The sequence below is a fragment of the Nocardia flavorosea genome (assembly GCF_015477805.1).
GTDB lineage: Bacteria > Actinomycetota > Actinomycetes > Mycobacteriales > Mycobacteriaceae > Nocardia > Nocardia flavorosea_A.
The window spans coordinates 1,241,358-1,258,394 of record NZ_JADLQL010000002.1 but is presented as its reverse complement, the minus strand read 5'-3'; the positions used below and the strand labels follow the sequence as shown (position 1 = coordinate 1,258,394).

The 17,037-nt window shown below is 68.3% G+C and carries 12 protein-coding genes; 7 read left to right on the top strand and 5 right to left on the bottom strand.

Annotation, left to right across the window (positions count from 1 at the left end):
- The first annotated feature begins 57 nt into the window (after nt 1-57).
- From IU448_RS14570 to IU448_RS14560, 3 genes are all read left to right on the top strand, one after another.
- Complete coding sequence (locus IU448_RS14570; RefSeq protein WP_195056033.1) at nt 58-468, top strand: DUF5318 domain-containing protein; 411 nt, start codon at nt 58-60, stop codon at nt 466-468.
- Between the two features lie 601 nt (nt 469-1,069).
- Nucleotides 1,070-3,559, top strand: coding sequence for a transglycosylase domain-containing protein (locus IU448_RS14565; RefSeq protein ID WP_228813202.1), 2,490 nt, complete (start codon nt 1,070-1,072; stop codon nt 3,557-3,559).
- Nucleotides 3,560-3,745: 186 nt separating this feature from the next.
- Nucleotides 3,746-5,482 carry a glycosyltransferase family 87 protein gene (locus IU448_RS14560; protein WP_228813200.1) on the top strand — a complete coding sequence of 579 codons (1,737 nt, stop codon included), beginning with the start codon at nt 3,746-3,748 and terminating at the stop codon, nt 5,480-5,482.
- A 31-nt stretch (nt 5,483-5,513) separates the two neighbouring features.
- On the opposite strand, the gene IU448_RS14555 is transcribed toward IU448_RS14560, so the two are convergent.
- Nucleotides 5,514-7,100: a TerD family protein gene (locus IU448_RS14555; RefSeq protein ID WP_228812698.1), complete on the bottom strand. Its 1,587-nt coding sequence runs from the start codon at nt 7,098-7,100 to the stop codon at nt 5,514-5,516.
- Nucleotides 7,097-8,452, bottom strand: a complete 1,356-nt coding sequence (locus IU448_RS14550) for a TerD family protein (RefSeq protein WP_195056032.1) — start codon at nt 8,450-8,452, stop codon at nt 7,097-7,099. The genes IU448_RS14555 and IU448_RS14550 overlap by 4 nt, the downstream gene beginning before the upstream one ends.
- A gap of 302 nt (nt 8,453-8,754) precedes the next feature.
- Here IU448_RS14550 and IU448_RS14545 point away from each other — a divergent pair, with 302 nt between their 5' ends.
- The 4 genes from IU448_RS14545 (at nt 8,755) to IU448_RS14530 (ending at nt 11,961) form a co-directional block, all read left to right on the top strand.
- A complete protein-coding gene (locus IU448_RS14545) occupies nt 8,755-9,378 on the top strand; it encodes an AIM24 family protein (protein WP_195056031.1) in 624 nt (207 codons plus the stop codon).
- Between the two features lie 3 nt (nt 9,379-9,381).
- A complete protein-coding gene (locus IU448_RS14540; RefSeq protein ID WP_195056030.1) occupies nt 9,382-10,077 on the top strand; it encodes an AIM24 family protein in 696 nt (231 codons plus the stop codon).
- Between the two features lie 94 nt (nt 10,078-10,171).
- Complete coding sequence (locus IU448_RS14535; protein WP_228813195.1) at nt 10,172-10,912, top strand: AIM24 family protein; 741 nt, start codon at nt 10,172-10,174, stop codon at nt 10,910-10,912.
- 83 nt (nt 10,913-10,995) lie between these two features.
- A complete protein-coding gene (locus IU448_RS14530; protein WP_195056028.1) occupies nt 10,996-11,961 on the top strand; it encodes a DUF389 domain-containing protein in 966 nt (321 codons plus the stop codon).
- Between the two features lie 135 nt (nt 11,962-12,096).
- Here IU448_RS14530 and IU448_RS14525 read toward each other — a convergent pair whose 3' ends face one another.
- From IU448_RS14525 to IU448_RS14515, 3 genes are all read right to left on the bottom strand, one after another.
- Nucleotides 12,097-12,942 carry an HAD family hydrolase gene (locus IU448_RS14525; RefSeq protein WP_195056027.1) on the bottom strand — a complete coding sequence of 282 codons (846 nt, stop codon included), beginning with the start codon at nt 12,940-12,942 and terminating at the stop codon, nt 12,097-12,099.
- Nucleotides 12,943-15,666: a phosphoribosyltransferase gene (locus IU448_RS14520; protein ID WP_195056026.1), complete on the bottom strand. Its 2,724-nt coding sequence runs from the start codon at nt 15,664-15,666 to the stop codon at nt 12,943-12,945.
- A gap of 146 nt (nt 15,667-15,812) precedes the next feature.
- Complete coding sequence (locus IU448_RS14515; protein ID WP_195056025.1) at nt 15,813-17,027, bottom strand: HpcH/HpaI aldolase/citrate lyase family protein; 1,215 nt, start codon at nt 17,025-17,027, stop codon at nt 15,813-15,815.
- Between the last annotated feature and the right edge of the window lie 10 nt (nt 17,028-17,037).

Sequence of the window (17,037 nt, the reverse complement as noted above, 5' to 3'; positions counted from 1 at the left end):
AACCCGGATCCAATCCGGGCGCGGGCGGCAGCAATACAACACGGCTACTCTGGGGGCGTGCGAATTCAGCGGCAAGTCGTGGACTACGCGCTCCGGCGCAAGTCGCTGCTGGCTGACGTCTATGCGGGCCGTGTCGATGTCGCCGAAGTATGTGACGCCAATCCCTACCTGCTGCGTGCGGCCAAATTCCACGGCCGGGGGAGCGAGGTCACATGCCCTATCTGCCGGAAGGAACAACTCACTCTCGTATCCTGGGTCTACGGCGACGGCCTGGGGCCGATCGCGGGTTCCGCGCGCAGTCCGGAAGAGCTGGCGCGCCTGGCCGAGTCCAGAGAAGAGTTCTCGGTTCATGTCGTCGAGGTGTGCCGGACCTGCAGCTGGAATCATCTGGTGCAGTCCTATGTACTCGGGAAGACGCCGCAGCGGCGGTCGCGTTCCCGGGTGAACCGGCGCACCGCCGCGGAATGAGCCCGCCCGGCCCGATGATGGTGCCCGCGCCGAGTGCCATCGGGCACCGGGGCACGGGCCCAGCAGACCGATACGAGCTTTGGAGACCTTGTCAGTGACTTCGCCCTACGAGACCCCATCCGGCGATGACCCGCGCGGTGGCCGCGGCCCCCGTGGGCCGCTGCCGGGCCGGGAACCGCAGCAGCGGCCGGGGTCACCGAACCGCAATCCGGCGCCGAACGCGAACGGTCCCCGCCCCGGGCCCGGCGGGCGGCCGCCCGGTCCGGGTGGCCCGCGCCCCGGTCCACGTCCCGGCCCCGCGACCGGTCCTCGCCCCGCCGTCAACGGTCCCCGCCCGGGCCAGGCCGGTCCCCGGCCACCCGCCGGCAGCGGCCCCCGTCCGGCTGTCCCCGGTCCGCGCCCCGGCCCCGACGGCCGCCGTCCGGGGCCGAACCCAGGCGGGATGCCCCCGGGTGCCCGGGGCCCCCAGCCGCCGCAGCGGCCGGGGCCCCCGCCCGGACGTCCGCCCCAGGGTCGCCCGCAACCGCCCAATCAGCCGACGCAGCGGATGGGCCGGCCGGGCGAGCCGGGGGCGCAGCGCGGTGAACAGGGCACCGTGAAGATGCAGAATCCCGCCGGGTCCGCGGAAGCCACCCGGCGCGAACGAACCGCGACCGGACCGGCCGCTGCCACACGTCCCGGCCCGAACACCGGAGAGCGGCGGGCCGCCGGCGGCGACAGCCGCGCCGGCAACCGCTCGGGCCCCGGTGGCGGCCCGCCACGGCGGCCGGGCGGCAACCGCTCCGGTGGGCCCGGCGGCCCGGAGGGCCGGGGCCCCGGCCAGAAACGCAAGAACCGCTGGAAGATCGCCCGCCGGATCGCCTATGTCCTGGTGGCACTGGCCATCGTGGTGCCGAGCACGGCATTCCTGATCGCCTATTCCACGGTGTCGGTCCCCGAACCCGGCGACCTCAAGACCAACCAGGTCGCGACGATCCTGGCGAACGACGGGGAAACCGAGATCACCCGCGTCGTTCCCCCGCAGGGCAACCGCACCGATGTGACGATCGATCAGATCCCGCCGCATGTGCGCAACGCCGTGATCGCCGCCGAGGACCGCGACTTCTACAGCAACCCGGGATTCTCGATCTCCGGTTTCGCCCGCGCCGCGCGCGATAACCTGCTCGGCCGCGAAAGCGCCGGCGGTGGTTCGACGATCACCCAGCAGTATGTGAAGAACGCGCTGGTCGGTGACGAACGCAGTTACACCCGTAAACTCCACGAGTTGGTCATCTCGGCGAAGATGGCCCGGCAGTGGAGCAAGGACGAAATTCTCACCGCCTACCTGAACACCATCTACTTCGGGCGCGGCGCCTACGGTATCGACGCGGCCGCCAAGGCATATTTCGGTAAGCCGGTGCAGGAGTTGGACGTCGCCCAGGGCGCTGTTCTGGCGGCCACCATCCAGTTGCCGTCGCTGCTGGATCCGGAATCGAATCCGGATGGGGCCAAGGCCCGCTGGAATTATGTGCTCGACGGTATGGTCGCCGGCGGCAACCTGGACCCGAACGAACGTGCGGGTATGGCCTATCCCGAGGTGGTGTCGTCGTCGGTGGCGGCCGGCCAGAGAACCGATTCCTCGGGACCGGAGGGCCATATCAAAACGCAGGTGCTGCGCGAACTCTCCGAGGCGGGTATCAGCGAACAGCAACTGAACACCGCGGGCCTGCAGATCACCACCACGATCGACGCCCAGGCACAGCAAGCCGCCCTGGACGCCGTGCACACGAATATGGAAGGCGAACCCGACAAACTGCGGACCGCCGTAGCCTCGATCGACCCGCGATCCGGTGCGGTACGCGCCTACTACGGCGGTGAGGACGGCTACGGCTACGACTTCGCCAATGCCCCACTGCAAACCGGTTCCTCGTTCAAAGTGGTCGGCCTGGCCCAGAACCTCGAACTGGGCATCCCGCTGTCGCAGATGTACGACAGCGGTCCCCTCACTGTGAACGGTATCGAGATCACCAACGTCGAGGGCGAACAGTGCGGTATGTGCACCATCGCCGAAGCACTGAAGCGTTCGCTGAACACCAGCTTCTACCGGATGCAGCTGGAAATGCAGAACGGCCCCCAGAAGATCGCCGATATGGGCCACAAGCTGGGCATTCCGGAAGAGCTTCCGGGCGTGGGCGAGACGCTGACCGAACCCGGCGGCGCCGGCCCGAACAACGGTATCGTGCTCGGTCAGTACCAGGCCCGGCCGCTGGATATGGCCTCCGTCTACGCGACCCTGGCCGCGTCCGGCATGTATCACAAACCGCATTTCGTGACCAAGGTCGTCACCGCCGACGGGCAGGTGCTGCTGGACCGCGGCGATGTGGCCGGAGAACGCCGGGTTTCGGAAGCGGTCGCCGACAACGTGACCGCGGCCATGGAACCGATCGCCGCGTACTCGCGCAACCACGGGCTCGCCGGTGGCCGGCCCTCGGCGGCCAAGACCGGTACCGCTCAGCTGGGCGATACCGGGGAGAACAAGGACGCGTGGATGGTGGGCTACACACCGTCGCTGTCCACGGCGGTCTGGGTAGGCACCACCGACAACTCACCGCTGCGCAACTACGGCGGCGCGATGATCTATGGTTCGAGCCTGCCCTCGGATATCTGGAAGGACACGATGGACGGCGCCCTCGAGGGCACGCCCAACGAGAAGTTCCCGAAACCCGCGCCGATCAAGGGGCAGGCGGGCGTCCCGAAGTGGACGGCCCCGTACACCGCGCCGTCCACGACGATGCCGAGTTTCGAACCCCCGGTGGTGATCCAGCCGAGCCAGGTCGAGATCCTGCCCGGTATCACCATCCCGGTGCCCGGTCTGCAGCCCAATCCGCGTAGCCAGACGCAACCGCAAGGACAGCCGCAGGGCGACAACGGCGCCGGTCCGATGCCCGGACAGCCGACCGCCGGCCCCGAAGGGTCCGCGCCGACCGGCACCCAGGCGCCGAGCGCGGGGACCGACGGCGATACCGGCGGCGATACCGATTCCGGTGGCGATACCGGCGGTGATTCCGGCACCGATCCGGGTGGCGCCGACAGCGGCGATACCGGCGGCTGACGGCCGGTTCGCCACGCTCCGGGGTCCGGCTCGGTCCGGACCGGACCCCGGTAACAGGTAACCTCGGGTGCCGTGAGCGAGCAGCGACTGGTGGGTGGGCCGGACGACGGGCCGAAGCCCGGGAACGGACACGTCCGCCGCGATACCGGCGCTCGGTACGATTCGCCCGCGCCGCTCGCCCCCGATCTGCGGTCGGCCGATGCGCGCGATAAACCGAGCCGCAACGATTCGATGACCGCCCAGCTGTGCACCGTGGTCGGCGGCCCCGTCGGCGACCACGCGCTCATCGGCCGTGCCCGGTTCTGGACTCCGATGCGGGTGCTGCTGGCGTTCACGGTGATCTTCCTGGCCTTCGGCTGGTTCGCCAAAGCGGGCTGTATCCAGCAGAGCGCAACCCCCGGCGGCGGACTGTCCCTCGATTGGAACGACGGTCGCCAGTACACCGCCATGTGCTACTCCGACACCGTCCCGCTCTACGGCGCCGAACGCCTCAACGAGGGCGCCTTCCCGTACAAGAAGTACTGGGTGGAGGAGGCCCCGGGCGGTGGCACCGAGATCCGGCATATGGAGTATCCGGTGCTTTCCGGGCTGTACCAGTATGTTTCGATGCTGGTGGCCAAAACCTGGGACGCGAGCCCGCTGCCCGGCGCATTGCAGGTGGTGCTGTACTTCAACGTGGTGGCGCTGGGTTTGTCGATGGCGTGGCTGGCGACCATCTGGGCGACCGCGCTACTCGCCGGACGCCGGATCTGGGATGTCGCGCTGATGGCGTGTTCGCCCTTGGTGATCGTGCACGCGTTCACCAATTTCGACTTCCTCGCGACGGCGTTCGCCGCCGGCGGTCTGCTGGCGTGGGCGCGGCGGCGGCCCCTGCTGGCGGGTGTCCTACTGGGTTTGGGCGGCGCCGCGAAACTGTATCCGCTGCTGCTGTTGGGGCCGATCCTGGTGCTGTGCCTGCGCGCCGACCCGATGCAGCGCATCCCACGTGGTCAGCTGTCGATGCGGTTGCGCGATGTGCGCGATATGGAATCTCTGCGGACCTGGCTGGCCGAACTACCGGCCCGGACTCGATTGCTGGGTACCCGGCCGCTGGGTGCGGCCGGTTTGACCGCCGGCGGCGCGCTGGCGACCTGGGGTCTGGTGAACCTGCCGATCGCGTGGCTGTACCCGGACGGCTGGCGGGAATTCTTCCGGCTCAACACCACCCGGCACGCCGACCCGGATTCACTCTACAACGTGGTGATGTCGTTCACCGACTGGAACGGTTTCGACGGTGCGCTGCGCCACGGTGAAGCACCGACCATCCTGAACATGGTGTCGTTACTGCTCTTCGCGACCGCCTGTCTGGGTATCGCCTATATCGGCCTCACCGCACCTCGCCGTCCCCGCCTGGCTCAGCTGTGTTTTCTGGTGATCGCGGCGTTCCTGCTGACCAACAAGGTGTGGAGCCCGCAGTACTCGTTGTGGCTGGTGCCGATCGCCGTGCTGGCCCTCCCTCATCGGCGCCTGCTGCTGACCTGGATGACGATCGACGCCCTGGTCTGGGTGCCGCGCATGTTCTACTACCTCGGTATCGACCGGAAGGGCCTGCCCGAACAGTGGTTCACCGGCACCGTCCTGCTGCGTGATCTCGCGGTGCTCGGATTGTGCGTGCTGATCATCCGCCAGATCTACCGCCCGGACGAGGATCTGGTACGTCGCGACTATCTGGACGATCCTGCCGGCGGCGTGGTGGACCGAACCTCCGACCCCCTGCTGCCCTGGCTCCCGGAGTTCCTGCGCCCCCGTATCTCCGTGGACACCCACTGGACCGGCGCAGTCGCCGCGGCTCAGCGAACCACCCGGGAGAAACCGGCCGTTCAACCTCGGCCGGTGCCCCCCGCCCGTCCCCTCGAGACCCGCCCGCCCGCGCGCCTCGGTTGACCGGACTGTCCCGGCCCTGCACTCCGCAGGCTCAGGCGCGCAGGATCCGTGCCTGCTGTTCCGGTTCGTGCGGCAGCAGATCCAGGTCCAGTTCCCAGGCGTTGTTCGTCCACGGGTCGAACAGCGGGGTTCCGGTGGCGGTCGGCAGATGCCGGCAGGCCCGGGACAACGTGGCCACCAGGTTGTCGTGGGAGTCGGTTTCGTTGCCGCCGACGATCACGGTGGACAGTCCGATCAGATCGCCGCGCGCCAGCAGGGCGGCGAGGCGCTGGGCGTCCGCCGACTGGTAGCCGTGCGGGAAATCCGCCGCCAGCAGGATGCGATGTTCGGCCGGCGGTACCGCCTGCCCCGAGTTGTACGCCATTTCCGCGAGTTCGGCGGCGTCCACGAGCTGTTGCAGCCGTGGCGAGATATCGGCGTGATCGGTGATCGGTGGCCCGGACAGCACCGGCGCCAGCATTCCGGTGAAACCGGAGAACGCTCCGGTGAGGTCGATGATGTCGACGATCGTGCGGCGTCCCGGTGCGGCACGCAACAAGCGGGCCAGTAGGGCGCCGATCACCGGGGCCACCGCGGCCGACGATTCGGTATCCACCCACAACGGCCGGTTCAGCGGGACCGGCACGCAGTACGGTATCCGCAGGGCACCGCGGTCCAGTGCGTAGAGTTCGCCGAGGCGGATCCCGTCTGCGGGGGCCGCTGGGCGATCCCAAGCCGGGGAATTCCACGAGGCCAGCGCTGCGGGGAGCACCGCGTCCGCCTCGGCGAGTTCGCGTTGCAGTTGTGCACTGTCGCGCTGGTGGCTGCTCTCGGCGGTAGCGGTGAGTTCGTCGTAGCGGTGCTGGGCGGCCGTGCGGGCGGCGTCGGCGGCGGGAGTGTTGCGGGTCGCCGGGTCCGAAACCGCCGCGGACAGTTCCTGATCGAGTCGTTGCGCGGCGTAGTCGCGGGCCGATTCGAGGGCGGCGGCCGACCGGGCGGCGTCCTCGAAGATCATCCACAACCGTTCCAGTCCGTGCCCGACCTCCAACGGGGCCGTTTCGGCGGGCGCGGCCGGCGAGGGTGTGGAACCGGCGGCGACCGCGCCGTCGACAACCGTGACGGCGGCAGCCGCCGGTGATACCGGTGTCATGTAGTCGCCGGCGCCGTGGGCACGCAGAAGTTCGGCGAGACCGCCCGCGTAACCCTGCCCCAGCGCGCGCAGTTTCCAGCCCGGACCGCGCCGATACAGTTCGAAGCAGATCAGCGCGGTTTCCCCGGCCTGCGGGGTGATCACGAATTCGGCGACCGGCGCGTCGTTTGCGGACAGGCTCGCCGTCACCGTGCCCGGCGCACCGGGCGCCGAAGCGATCAACAGCACCGCCTGCGCGTCGGCGCGCACCGCCGCGGGATCGACCACTACCGCGGCGGTGGCCTCCTCGACCCGTACACCCGGGCCGTCGGGGCGTTCGGAAACCAACACATCCGCGGCCGTTTCCACCCGCAGGTCCGTCGCGACCACCAGCGCCGAAACGGTCAGCGGCACCGCCGCCCGCACCTGGAAGCGGGACATACCGCCGTCGAGGGCGATGTTCTGTCCCGCCTGCAAAACCTTCATATCCTGTCCCCCGATATCACTCATACCTGCAGGAACCGGCCCAGCTGCGGAATCGCCTCGCCCGGATGTTTGGCGTTGAATCCCTCGCCGATGGCCTGCATCTTCCAGTCCCCGCCCATCCGGAACAGTTTGGCCATGGCCATCGCCGTGGTCGGAGTGCCTCCGGTGAGCGAATACCGCGCCAGTTCGGCATTGTTCGCGCCGTCGATCAACCGGCAGAACGCATTCTGCACCTGGCCGAAAGTGTGGCCCTTGTAGGAGGTCACGATGAAAACCAGGCTGTTGACGTGCGCCGGTATGCGCATGAGATCGACGAGGATCACTTCGTCGTCGCCGGCGCCCTCGCCGGTGAGGTTGTCACCCTGATGACGGATCGAACCGTCCTTCGAGGTGAGCTGACCGTAGTAGGCGACATCGACGGGGTTCATATCGGCGAACATCACCACCGAGGCATCCAGGTCGATATCCACAGTGCGGCTGCCGAACAAACCGCGCTGCTGCACCGGATCCCAGCCCAGGCCCATCTTCACGAAGGTGAGGGCGGCGCCGTCCTCCTTGCGGAGGCTGACCCGCTGTCCCTTCTGCAGGCTCACCGGACCGGTTTTGCTCAGGCTGATCTCACCGGCCGGTTGCTGCGGCGGCGCCGGCGGCTGCTGCTGGTACGCCGGGCCGGGCGGCGGCGGATACCCCCCACCCTGCGGCGGATACGGCGCGGTGGGCGGCGGCTGCTGGGCCGGGTAGGAAGGCGGAGCCTGCGGCGGTGGCGCGGCGGCCTGCGGCGCAGGCATCGGTGCCTGCGGGGGCGCCGGCGCCGCCTGCGGGGGCGGAGCGGGCGCGGCCTGCGGAGGCGCGGCCTGGGTCTGCGCGGACGAATCGTCCACCGTGACACCGTGGTCGGTGACCAGCGCGGCGAAACCGCCGGCATAGCCTTGACCGACCGCACGCACCTTCCAGGCGCCCTGCCGGCGATACAGTTCGAGCGCGATCACGATCGACTCGCTGGCCAGGCCGTCGATCCGGTACTCGAAAAGCTGGGCGCCGGCCTGATCGGAGACATAGGCGACCGGCGGCGCGAACTGACCGAAATTCGTATTCGGATCGTCGAGCGTGATCACCGCGCGCACTTGCGCGATATCGGCGGGTACCGCGGCGAGGTTCACCGCCAGCGCGGCCGGCTGACCGGCCGGGCCCGGACGCAGGTCCACACCGGGGCCGCTGGGCTGGTTGTAGAACACGAAATCGGCGTCGGACCGGACTTTGCCCTGCTCGGTGACCAATAGTGCGGACAGATCGGCCGGGGCGGCCAATTGAATCGAAATCACCACGTCATTAGTGGCCAGCGGACCGTTCTGGCCTTTGGCGAGTGTTGCGGACAAGTCAGACCCTTCGCTTGTCGGTGCGTATACGTGCCACTCTACGAGATACGTGCCGTGCGCCGATGTCGTTAACAGTGGCTCGCACTGTCGGGCGACCATCGGTGACCGATCGAGCTTGCCCGGACGCCACGGATGGACGCGATCGAACCGGGGCCGTTAGGGTAGCGGCGACGGGTGGGTGTCCTACGGGATCGGCGCTCGGGCCACGCTACGTGCAAGACAGGCCCGGAGGCGGTAGCGAAGCGTGATACGCCGGGCCTCGCTCATGGTGAACAGGCGCGACGACGACAGGCGATTCTTCTATGGCACAACTCTTCGAACAGTCGAAGAAGGTGGTGGAGGCTCACCTCACGAACACCGGCATCCGCGCGATCTCCGGTTCGATGGTCGCCTACGAGGGTGCCGTGCAGTTCAAATCCGCCGGGTTCGGCGGCGGTGAGGGCGTTCTCGCCGGAATGAAGCGGCGGGCGACAGGCGAGAAGCTGTCGCTGATGGAATGCACCGGCAACGGGCGGGTTTTCCTGGCGGTCAACGGCCAATACGTGTCGGTGGTGAACCTGAACAACGAAACCCTGCAGGTCGAATCGCAGCAACTGCTGGCCTTCGCCGGAAATCTGCGCACCGATGTACGTTTCGCGGGTGTCCGCGGAGCGTCCAGTGGCCAGGGGCTGTTCACCACCACGGTGAGCGGGCAGGGGCAGGTCGCCCTGCTCTCGGCGGGTGGACCACTCATCCACCTCGAGGTTTCCCCACAGTTCCCGCTCGTGGTGGACCCGGATGCGTTCGTCGCCGCCCGCGGAAACCTCAACCAGTCGTTCGTCACCGATGTGTCGTGGCGTTCGATGGTGGGCCAGGACGGCGGCGAGGCGTTCTCACTGCGGTGGGACGGGCAGGGCGTGGTCTCGATCCAACCGGCGGAACGGTAGGTCATGTTCGAGCAGATCAATTCGAAGGTCGTCAAGGTCGATATCGGCGCGGTGGGCGGTGTGGTCGCCCGGGCCGGCGCGATGTTGTTCTACACCGGCGATGTGTCCTTCGCGCCGCACGAGATTCCGGGCGGCGCCGGGATGGGCGGCGGTGGTGGCCTGGTGCGGATGGCCGGCCGGATGATGGCGGGGGAACATCAACGCACCATGCTCGCCCAGGGCACCGGTCAGGTGCATTACGGCTTCGCCGGGCTCGAAGTCCAGGTCGTGCCGCTACAGCCGGGTGCGATGCTGCAGGTGGAAGCGTCCCGGCTGCTGGCCTATACGGCGGGTTTGCAGACCTCGGTGGTGTCGGTCGCGAGTTCCGGTGGTGGCGGAGGTGGCGGCATCATGGGCGCATTGCGCGGCGCGGCCTCCGGTGCCCTCACGGGCCAGGGCATGTTCACCACCCAGCTCTCCGGGCACGGTAGCGCGGTACTGCTGGCCCACGGCGGCTATCTCGAATTGCCGATCGGCGGCCCCAACCCGGTGGTGATAGACCCGCAGGCGTTCATCGCCTCCTACGGGAATGTGCACACCGAGTTGAAAGCCGCGGTGAGCTGGCGGGATGCCGTGGGACGCGGGTCCGGTGAAGCGATGCAGCTGCAGTGCGCCGGACAGGGCGTCGTCTACGTCCAGGCGTCGGAGGAGAAACTGTGAACGAGCTTGCGAGCGAACAATCAGCACAGCGCGCCTCGCGCACGACGGAGCCGAGCGCCGGCGAGGTGCAGCCGTGAGCGAGATCCTCAGCCCGATGACACTCGGGGAAAGCGACAACATCCCCGGGAACAGCTACGCCTACTGCATCGACCTGAACAAGCCGTGGTTCATGCGCAAGGGCGCGATGATCGCCTACTACGGCCAGATGCGGTTCCAGGCACTCACCCACGGGTTGCAGGGCCAGCTGCTGCACATGGTCGCGCATCAGTTCTCGGCCCCGCTGTTCACCGGGGATTATGTGGTCGCCGAGGGGCAGGGCAAACTGCTGATCGGCGACCGCGGCTACGACATCAACTCCTACGATCTCGACGACGGCAACCTCACCATCCGGGCCGCGAACCTGCTCGCCTTCGAACCCGGGTTATCGCTGAACCAGTCGATCGTCCCCGGTTTTCTCACCCTAATCGGCACCGGTAAGTTCCTCGCCTCCTCGAACGGCCCGGTGATCTTCGCCGAACCGCCGCTGCGGGTGGATCCGGAATCCCTGGTGGGCTGGGCCGATTGCCCGTCGCCGAGCCACCACTACGACCAGCGGTGGGTATCGGGGTTCCTGGCGGCGGGCGCGGCCGCTTTCGGCGTGAACTCCGGAGAGGAACGTCAGTTCGATTTCACCGGCGCCGGAACCGTGCTGATCCAGTCGAGCGAGAAGGTACTCAGCGACGCCGCCTTGATCCGCACCATCGAAGGCCAGTTGCAGAGCGGGATCACGGTGCCCGGCCTGCAACGGTTGCAAGGTGTCATCGCCCAGCAACTGGCGGGTCAGCAGGGGTACTGACCTGCGGGGGCGCCCGGCAACACGCCCGCGTGTCCGTTTCGTCCGCGTAGGCAGAGCCGGCCCCGGCCGGGCAGACTTGGCGCATGCTGCATCTGCGGGTGATGTCACCGGCCGACCTGACCGAGGACGTGCTGGGCGTCCTCGAATCCGACGATGCCGTCAGCGGTTTGGCGGTACTGCGCGGTAGCGCAGTGCGCCCGGCCGGCGATGTGATCCTGGCAGATCTGGCCCGGGAGGCCGCCAACGATATCGTCGAACGGCTGCGCGCCACCGGCCTGCACCATCACGGCAGTATCGAATTGGAGCCGGTGCAGACCTGGATGTCACTGTCGGGATATCTGGCCGAGATCCGGACCCCCGGTTACAGCGCGGACTCGGTGGTCTGGGCGGATGTGACGCAGCGGTCCTACGAAGAGACCGAGCTCAACTGGACCTATCTGAGTTTCATGACCTTGGCGACCATTCTGGCCGGAATCGCCATCGTGACCGATTCCCAGATCCTGGTGATCGGAGCCATGGTGCTCGGCCCGGAATTCGGCGCGATCGCCGCGCTCGGTGTGGCGCTGGTGCGGCGGCGTCCGGCTCTGCTGGGCCGCGCGGTCGGCACACTGGTGGCCGGGTTCGTCGCGGCCATCTTCCTCGCCTTCGTGGCCGCGCTCGGCGCGCGGTTGCTCGGCTGGATCAGCCTCGATGTGGTCACCGGCGAGCGGCCGGAGACCGCGTTCATCTACACACCGGACAAATGGTCGTTCGTGGTGGCACTTATCGCGGCGGCCGCCGGGGTGCTTGCCCTCACCTCGGCGAAATCCGGCGCTATGGTGGGCGTCTTCATTTCGGTGACGACGGTTCCCGCGGCCGGGAACATCGCGCTGGGGCTCGCTTTCGGGGCGTGGTCGTCCGTCTGGGGCAGCACGCTGCAGCTGGTGGTGAACCTCGCCGGGATGGCCCTCGCGGGATGGGCGACGCTGGCGCTGCAGGATGTGGTCTGGTCACGAGTATCGCTGCGGCGGACGCGCACCGAGGAGCGAGCCCGCCGGCGCATGCTGTGAACATACTTCGCCGGCCACACAGCCCGTGACCCCGGTCGCCGCAGTACCGAGGGGCGGTCACGCAACGGGACGGCCCAGTGGGAGCGAGCGGGTATTCATCGGACGCCGCCCGGCCGCCCCCGGTCTGGCCTCGATCTAGCCGGCGGTTTCGGCGACCCGGCCCGGCACGGCCGCGGTGAACCAGCCGACGATCTCCTCGCCGGCCAGGATTCCCGTGGCGGAGGTGACGCCGATACCGGGATGAATCCAGCCGAGTTCTTCGAGTTCACCGTGCCGCGGACGGATGCCCCGATCGGCCGCCATCAGCATCTCCGCATCCAGCGCGCCGTCACCGGCGGCCAGCGTCGGCGCGCTCGGATCGAGGCGGCCGGTCGCGACGAGCCGGTCGCGGACCTCGGCCACGGCCCGGCTCTTACACACCGCCATCGGCATGGTGTAGATCTTGCGCCCCTGCCGCGACGCCGACCAGCCGCGCGGACGACACCAGCTGTCCCATTCGGACACGAAATCAGCCGGGGTGGCGGCGAGATCGACCACCAGGTAGCAGAACAGGTCATCGGCCTCGCGGTATTTGAGCACCCACGAATCGTCGATCCGATCACGCAGCGCAGTGCCGACCTCGGAAAGAGTGGCACCGCCCGCCCGGACCGCGGTATCGACCGACCGGCGCCACCGGACATCGGGGGCCCCGTCCACCAGTATGTTTCCGCCATTGCTGGTGACCGCGAACGGCCACGGAGCACCCGGGAACCGGATCCGGTCGAATTGCGCGATGGTGCGAGTGGTCGTGGGTAGCACGGCCGCCGCGGCCGCCAGCTCCGTCATCGCGGCGGCGGCGGCAACGGTCATATACGACAGCGGGTCGCCGTCGAGATATTCCACGCAGACCGTTTCGGGTTCGCTCGCCCCGAAAGCATTACGCGAGTAGATCATCGTACGATCCAGATCGGTCGCCACCAGCACCGGTTTCGGAGACATCATCTAGCGCCGCACATCCTTGATCAGCCCCATACACGAATAAGCCAGCTCCGGTACAACCTCCACCGGTACCTCACGCGCCTGCGCGAGCAACCGGATATGCGCGTGTTCGGCGGCTTCGGGCTCGCGCACCAGCACCCGCCACGGCACCCGCCGCAGCAGCACCCGAGTCGTCTCCCCGACGCCCGGTTTCACGAAGTTCACGCTGCCGATGCCGTATTCGGCGCGGACCCGCTCCACCGAGGCCCAGCCGGCCCACGTCGGTGTCCGGTCGGCGGCCCGCAACCGTGTGACCTGCTCGGTCACCCGGTCGCGAACCGAATCGAAAGCCCGGGTGACCGTGGTGATCAGGCGATCGGAGACATCGTCGGCGGCCAGATCGGCATAGAACTTCGCCCCGTGGAAATCGTCCGGGCCGATGAGGTCCCGGTTGAGCACCGTGCGTGAGACCAAGCCCGAGACCGTGGAGTTGAGGCAGGCCGAGGCGATGAGGAAATCGTCGCGGGTGCCGAAAGTGCGCACACAATGGCCGGGATCGGCGAGTACCGCGAGGTCGGCGTCGAATCGCGCGCCGCCGGCCGCATGGTAGGCATCCAGTGCCTCGGTGAGTTCCTTGGCGATCGCGCCCTTTCCTGTCCAGCCGTCGACGAACACCACATCGGCAGCGTTGTGCCGTCCGGCCAGGTAATCCAACGCGACAGTGTCGATTCCGCGGTCGCGCACGATCGAGACGGCGTAATGCGGGATATCCAGACCGGGCCGGTTCCCGTGCCCGGCAGCGAGCCAGCGGCGGATCAGGATCCCCACCGGGGTTCCCGCGCGAGCGAGCGAGGCCAGCACGATATCGGGACCGCGTTCGGCGACGACGAGTTCGGCGACCGTGCCCACCGCCAGCGCCAGCCGCTGCGCGCTGTCGTCCAGGACCCGGTCGAACAACTCACGGTAGGCGGCGTCGGGCTGATACTCGATGGGCAGTGATTCGGCATAGTGTGCGACGCCGGCCTGAATCCGCTTTTCGCGATAGGCGAGATCGGCCTCCAATTCGGCGTCGGACAGGTCCTTCAGCAGCCACGCCACGTCGTCACGGGCATATGAGCCGAATCCGGGACCGTAGAGCGGCCGAGGTCCGCCGGCCGGCTCCGACCGTGCGGCCATCTCGGCTGCCGGTCCCGAACAGACCCCCGCTGCCTGTGGCGGGGATGCCACCGACTCCGGTCGTGCGAGCACCCCCGCTTCCGGTTGCGAAAACATCGGCGCTTCCGGCTGCACGGGCTCATCCGATTCCGGCCGAACAGCCGCCCGCGCGGGCGCATCCGGAGCCGGCTGCGCAGACGTCGCCTGCTCCGCGCAGGAACGCGCCGAAAGCTGCGGGCGTGCCGATGCATCCGAACCCTGCACCCCGAAATCCCTGGTCCGAGCCGATTCGAGGGCTACCGGATCGGCTCCCGGCACCACCGTAACCAGCACATCCGAACCCGCCGCGGTGAGTACGTCCACAAGGCCGCCGGGCGCGTAGAGTTGCGCACTGTCACCCGGAGTGTCGACCACGAACACCAGCACCGGGTCGGCGCCGGCCGCCGGGGTGTCCGGCCAGCAGGCGTTGTACAGAAAACGCGGCTGCTCCTCTCCGGGTTCCGGCGCCTGGAACCGGAACCCGCGGCGCAGCGGGTACCCTGGCTCGTCCAGAACGTAGGCGGGTGAACGCGTGGTCGTCTGGTACCGCACCGGAATCCCGGAGTCCGCCAACGTCACCGCCAGGCACAACGGCAAGTACATCAGCTCTTCGTGCGCCAGCACGACCACCGGCCGGTCCGGGTATTCGGTGATCAGCTGATCCCGCAGCATTTTCGCCGCAGTGGCCGCGGCCTGCTCGAACGCCGGACGATCGGCACGCAGGAACCCGTGCCGGCCACCGTCGGGCACATCCTGCGGCCAGGGCAGATCCAACCGGGTGGAATCGCCCCGCGCCGCGGCGACCGGGTTGAGTTCGGCTTCCGGCAGATCCAATACCGCGCCGACCAGCCCGTCCGGCAGCACCGCACTACCGGTGGCGAGGCAAACCGTATCGATACGGGCCCCCAGTTCGGCCGCGACCCGGGCGAACCGGGACCGGTCGGCCTCGGTACGCATATCGACCAGCGCGGCCAGCACATAGTGGGTCCGTGGCGCGAATTCGTGCAGTGCCGCTATCGCGTCCAGTGCGGTGTTGCCGGTGGAGATCTCGTCGTCCACCAGTACCAGCGGCAGACCGGCGGTGAAAACATCACCGGGCATCGGTTGCAGCAGATGCGAGGTGGCGTGCGAATGCCCCTCCTCGAAACCGGTCAGTGTCCGCGCGCCCGGCACCGCCCGGCGGGTCGAATGCAGATAGCAGGCGGCGTCGATCCGGGTCGCCACACAGTGCCCCAGCCCCGTCGCGGTCTCGGCGAAACCCAATGCCACCGCATCCTGTTCGCCGAGCACGCCGCGCACCAGATCACCGAGCCGGTCGCCCGCGTCCCGCACCACCAGCGGATCGGTCGGCAAGTGTTTACCCAACACCGTGGACACCAGCAGATGCGCCCGCCGCGGATTTTTGCGCAACCCCGGTTGCAGCAGTTCGGTGATCACCGGCCGCGCCGGGAGAGCGTCCGGCCGGTCGCTGTGACGAAAACATTCGCGATGCAGCAGTTCGATCCCGAGTGTGCGGGTGGCCCAGTAACTTCCCGCCGGGCCTGACTCGCTCATGCTGTCTCTATCGAGCATGAGCGAGCGCCCTACGTGGTTACGCTTCGCTACCGCCTCCGGGCCTGACTCGCTCATGCTGTTTCTATCGAGCATGAGCGAGGGCCCTACGTGGTTACGCTTCGCTACCGCCTCCGGGCCTGACTCGCTCATGCTGTGACCAGCGCGGATAGCAGGTCCACGAAGGACACCCCTTTCTTCGCGACCCCGAATACGCGGGCCCGGGCGAGGGTGTGCCGGGCCCAGCTGCGGTGTGGCCGCATCTCGTTCATCTTGTTCCGGTATCCGGACGCGGCGACTCCGCCGACCTCCACCTGGAGGATGTCGAGGGCGTCGGTGTATTCCTCGTGCGTCACCACCGACAGAGCGTGCACCGCCGCCACATGCGAGGGGTGGATAACGGTTTTGCCCTGGATTCCGTTGGCGCGGTCCAGGGTTATCTCGCGCAGCAGGCCGTCGAGGTCGCGGCTCACCAGGTAGCTGCGGAACGGTACCGCGTCGGATTCCTCGAACGGCGCGGTACGCAGCAGCGGCCGGAACATCCGCTCGTGGTCGGCGAAGTATTCCCACACCGGTCCGGTGATCACGAAACCGGTACCGTCCGTTCGCCCCAGGTAGTTGACGATATCGGCGATGACATCGGCGATCACCCGCACGTCGTAGATGGTGAGGTCGCGGTCGCGGCGGATACCGAAGGTCGCACACATATCGGTGGCTCCGATCCGGACCGCGAGGATCCGTTCCCGGTGCTCGGCCAGCAGCGCGGCGATCTGGGTCAGTTCGCAATCGCGGGTCTGCCGGTGCACCAGCGCCGCGGACTCCAGTACGGGCATACCGTAGAGCGGCCGATCGGGGCGGACGGCGGCGGCGGTGGACAGCGCGGCCAGGTATTTCGGCGCCGAAGCGCTGTCGAATTTGGGGAAGACGAATCCGGTGAGCACCTCGGCGCCCGGCCCGAGCTGTTCGAGGATTTCGGGGACCGTATCGGCATCGCGTACCCGGATGAACAGCAGTGGGCTCGGATCCGGGCGGCCGGCGAGTTCGTCGAGCGTCCGCACAGCCTGCTGTTTGGCGGCGGCGAGCTCATGATCGGCGACCGCGTCCTCGAGATCGATCACCATCGAGCACACCCCCCGTTCGGCCCGCCGCACGATCGTGGCCGTCAGGTCGGCGCGGGTCGCCGGAACGTACAGGGTGGCGCCCAGTGCCAACGCCAGCGTCTCCCGGTCGGCATGGTCGTCGAACGGTTCGGGCTGACGGTGGAACAGGGTCCGCGCATCGGGCCCCTGCAATTGCCGGAAATGCCGGCGCGGCACCCGTTTGTGCAGGGACACTTCCTGCCGAACGGCCATGGCTGCGGTCATCTAGCCCCCG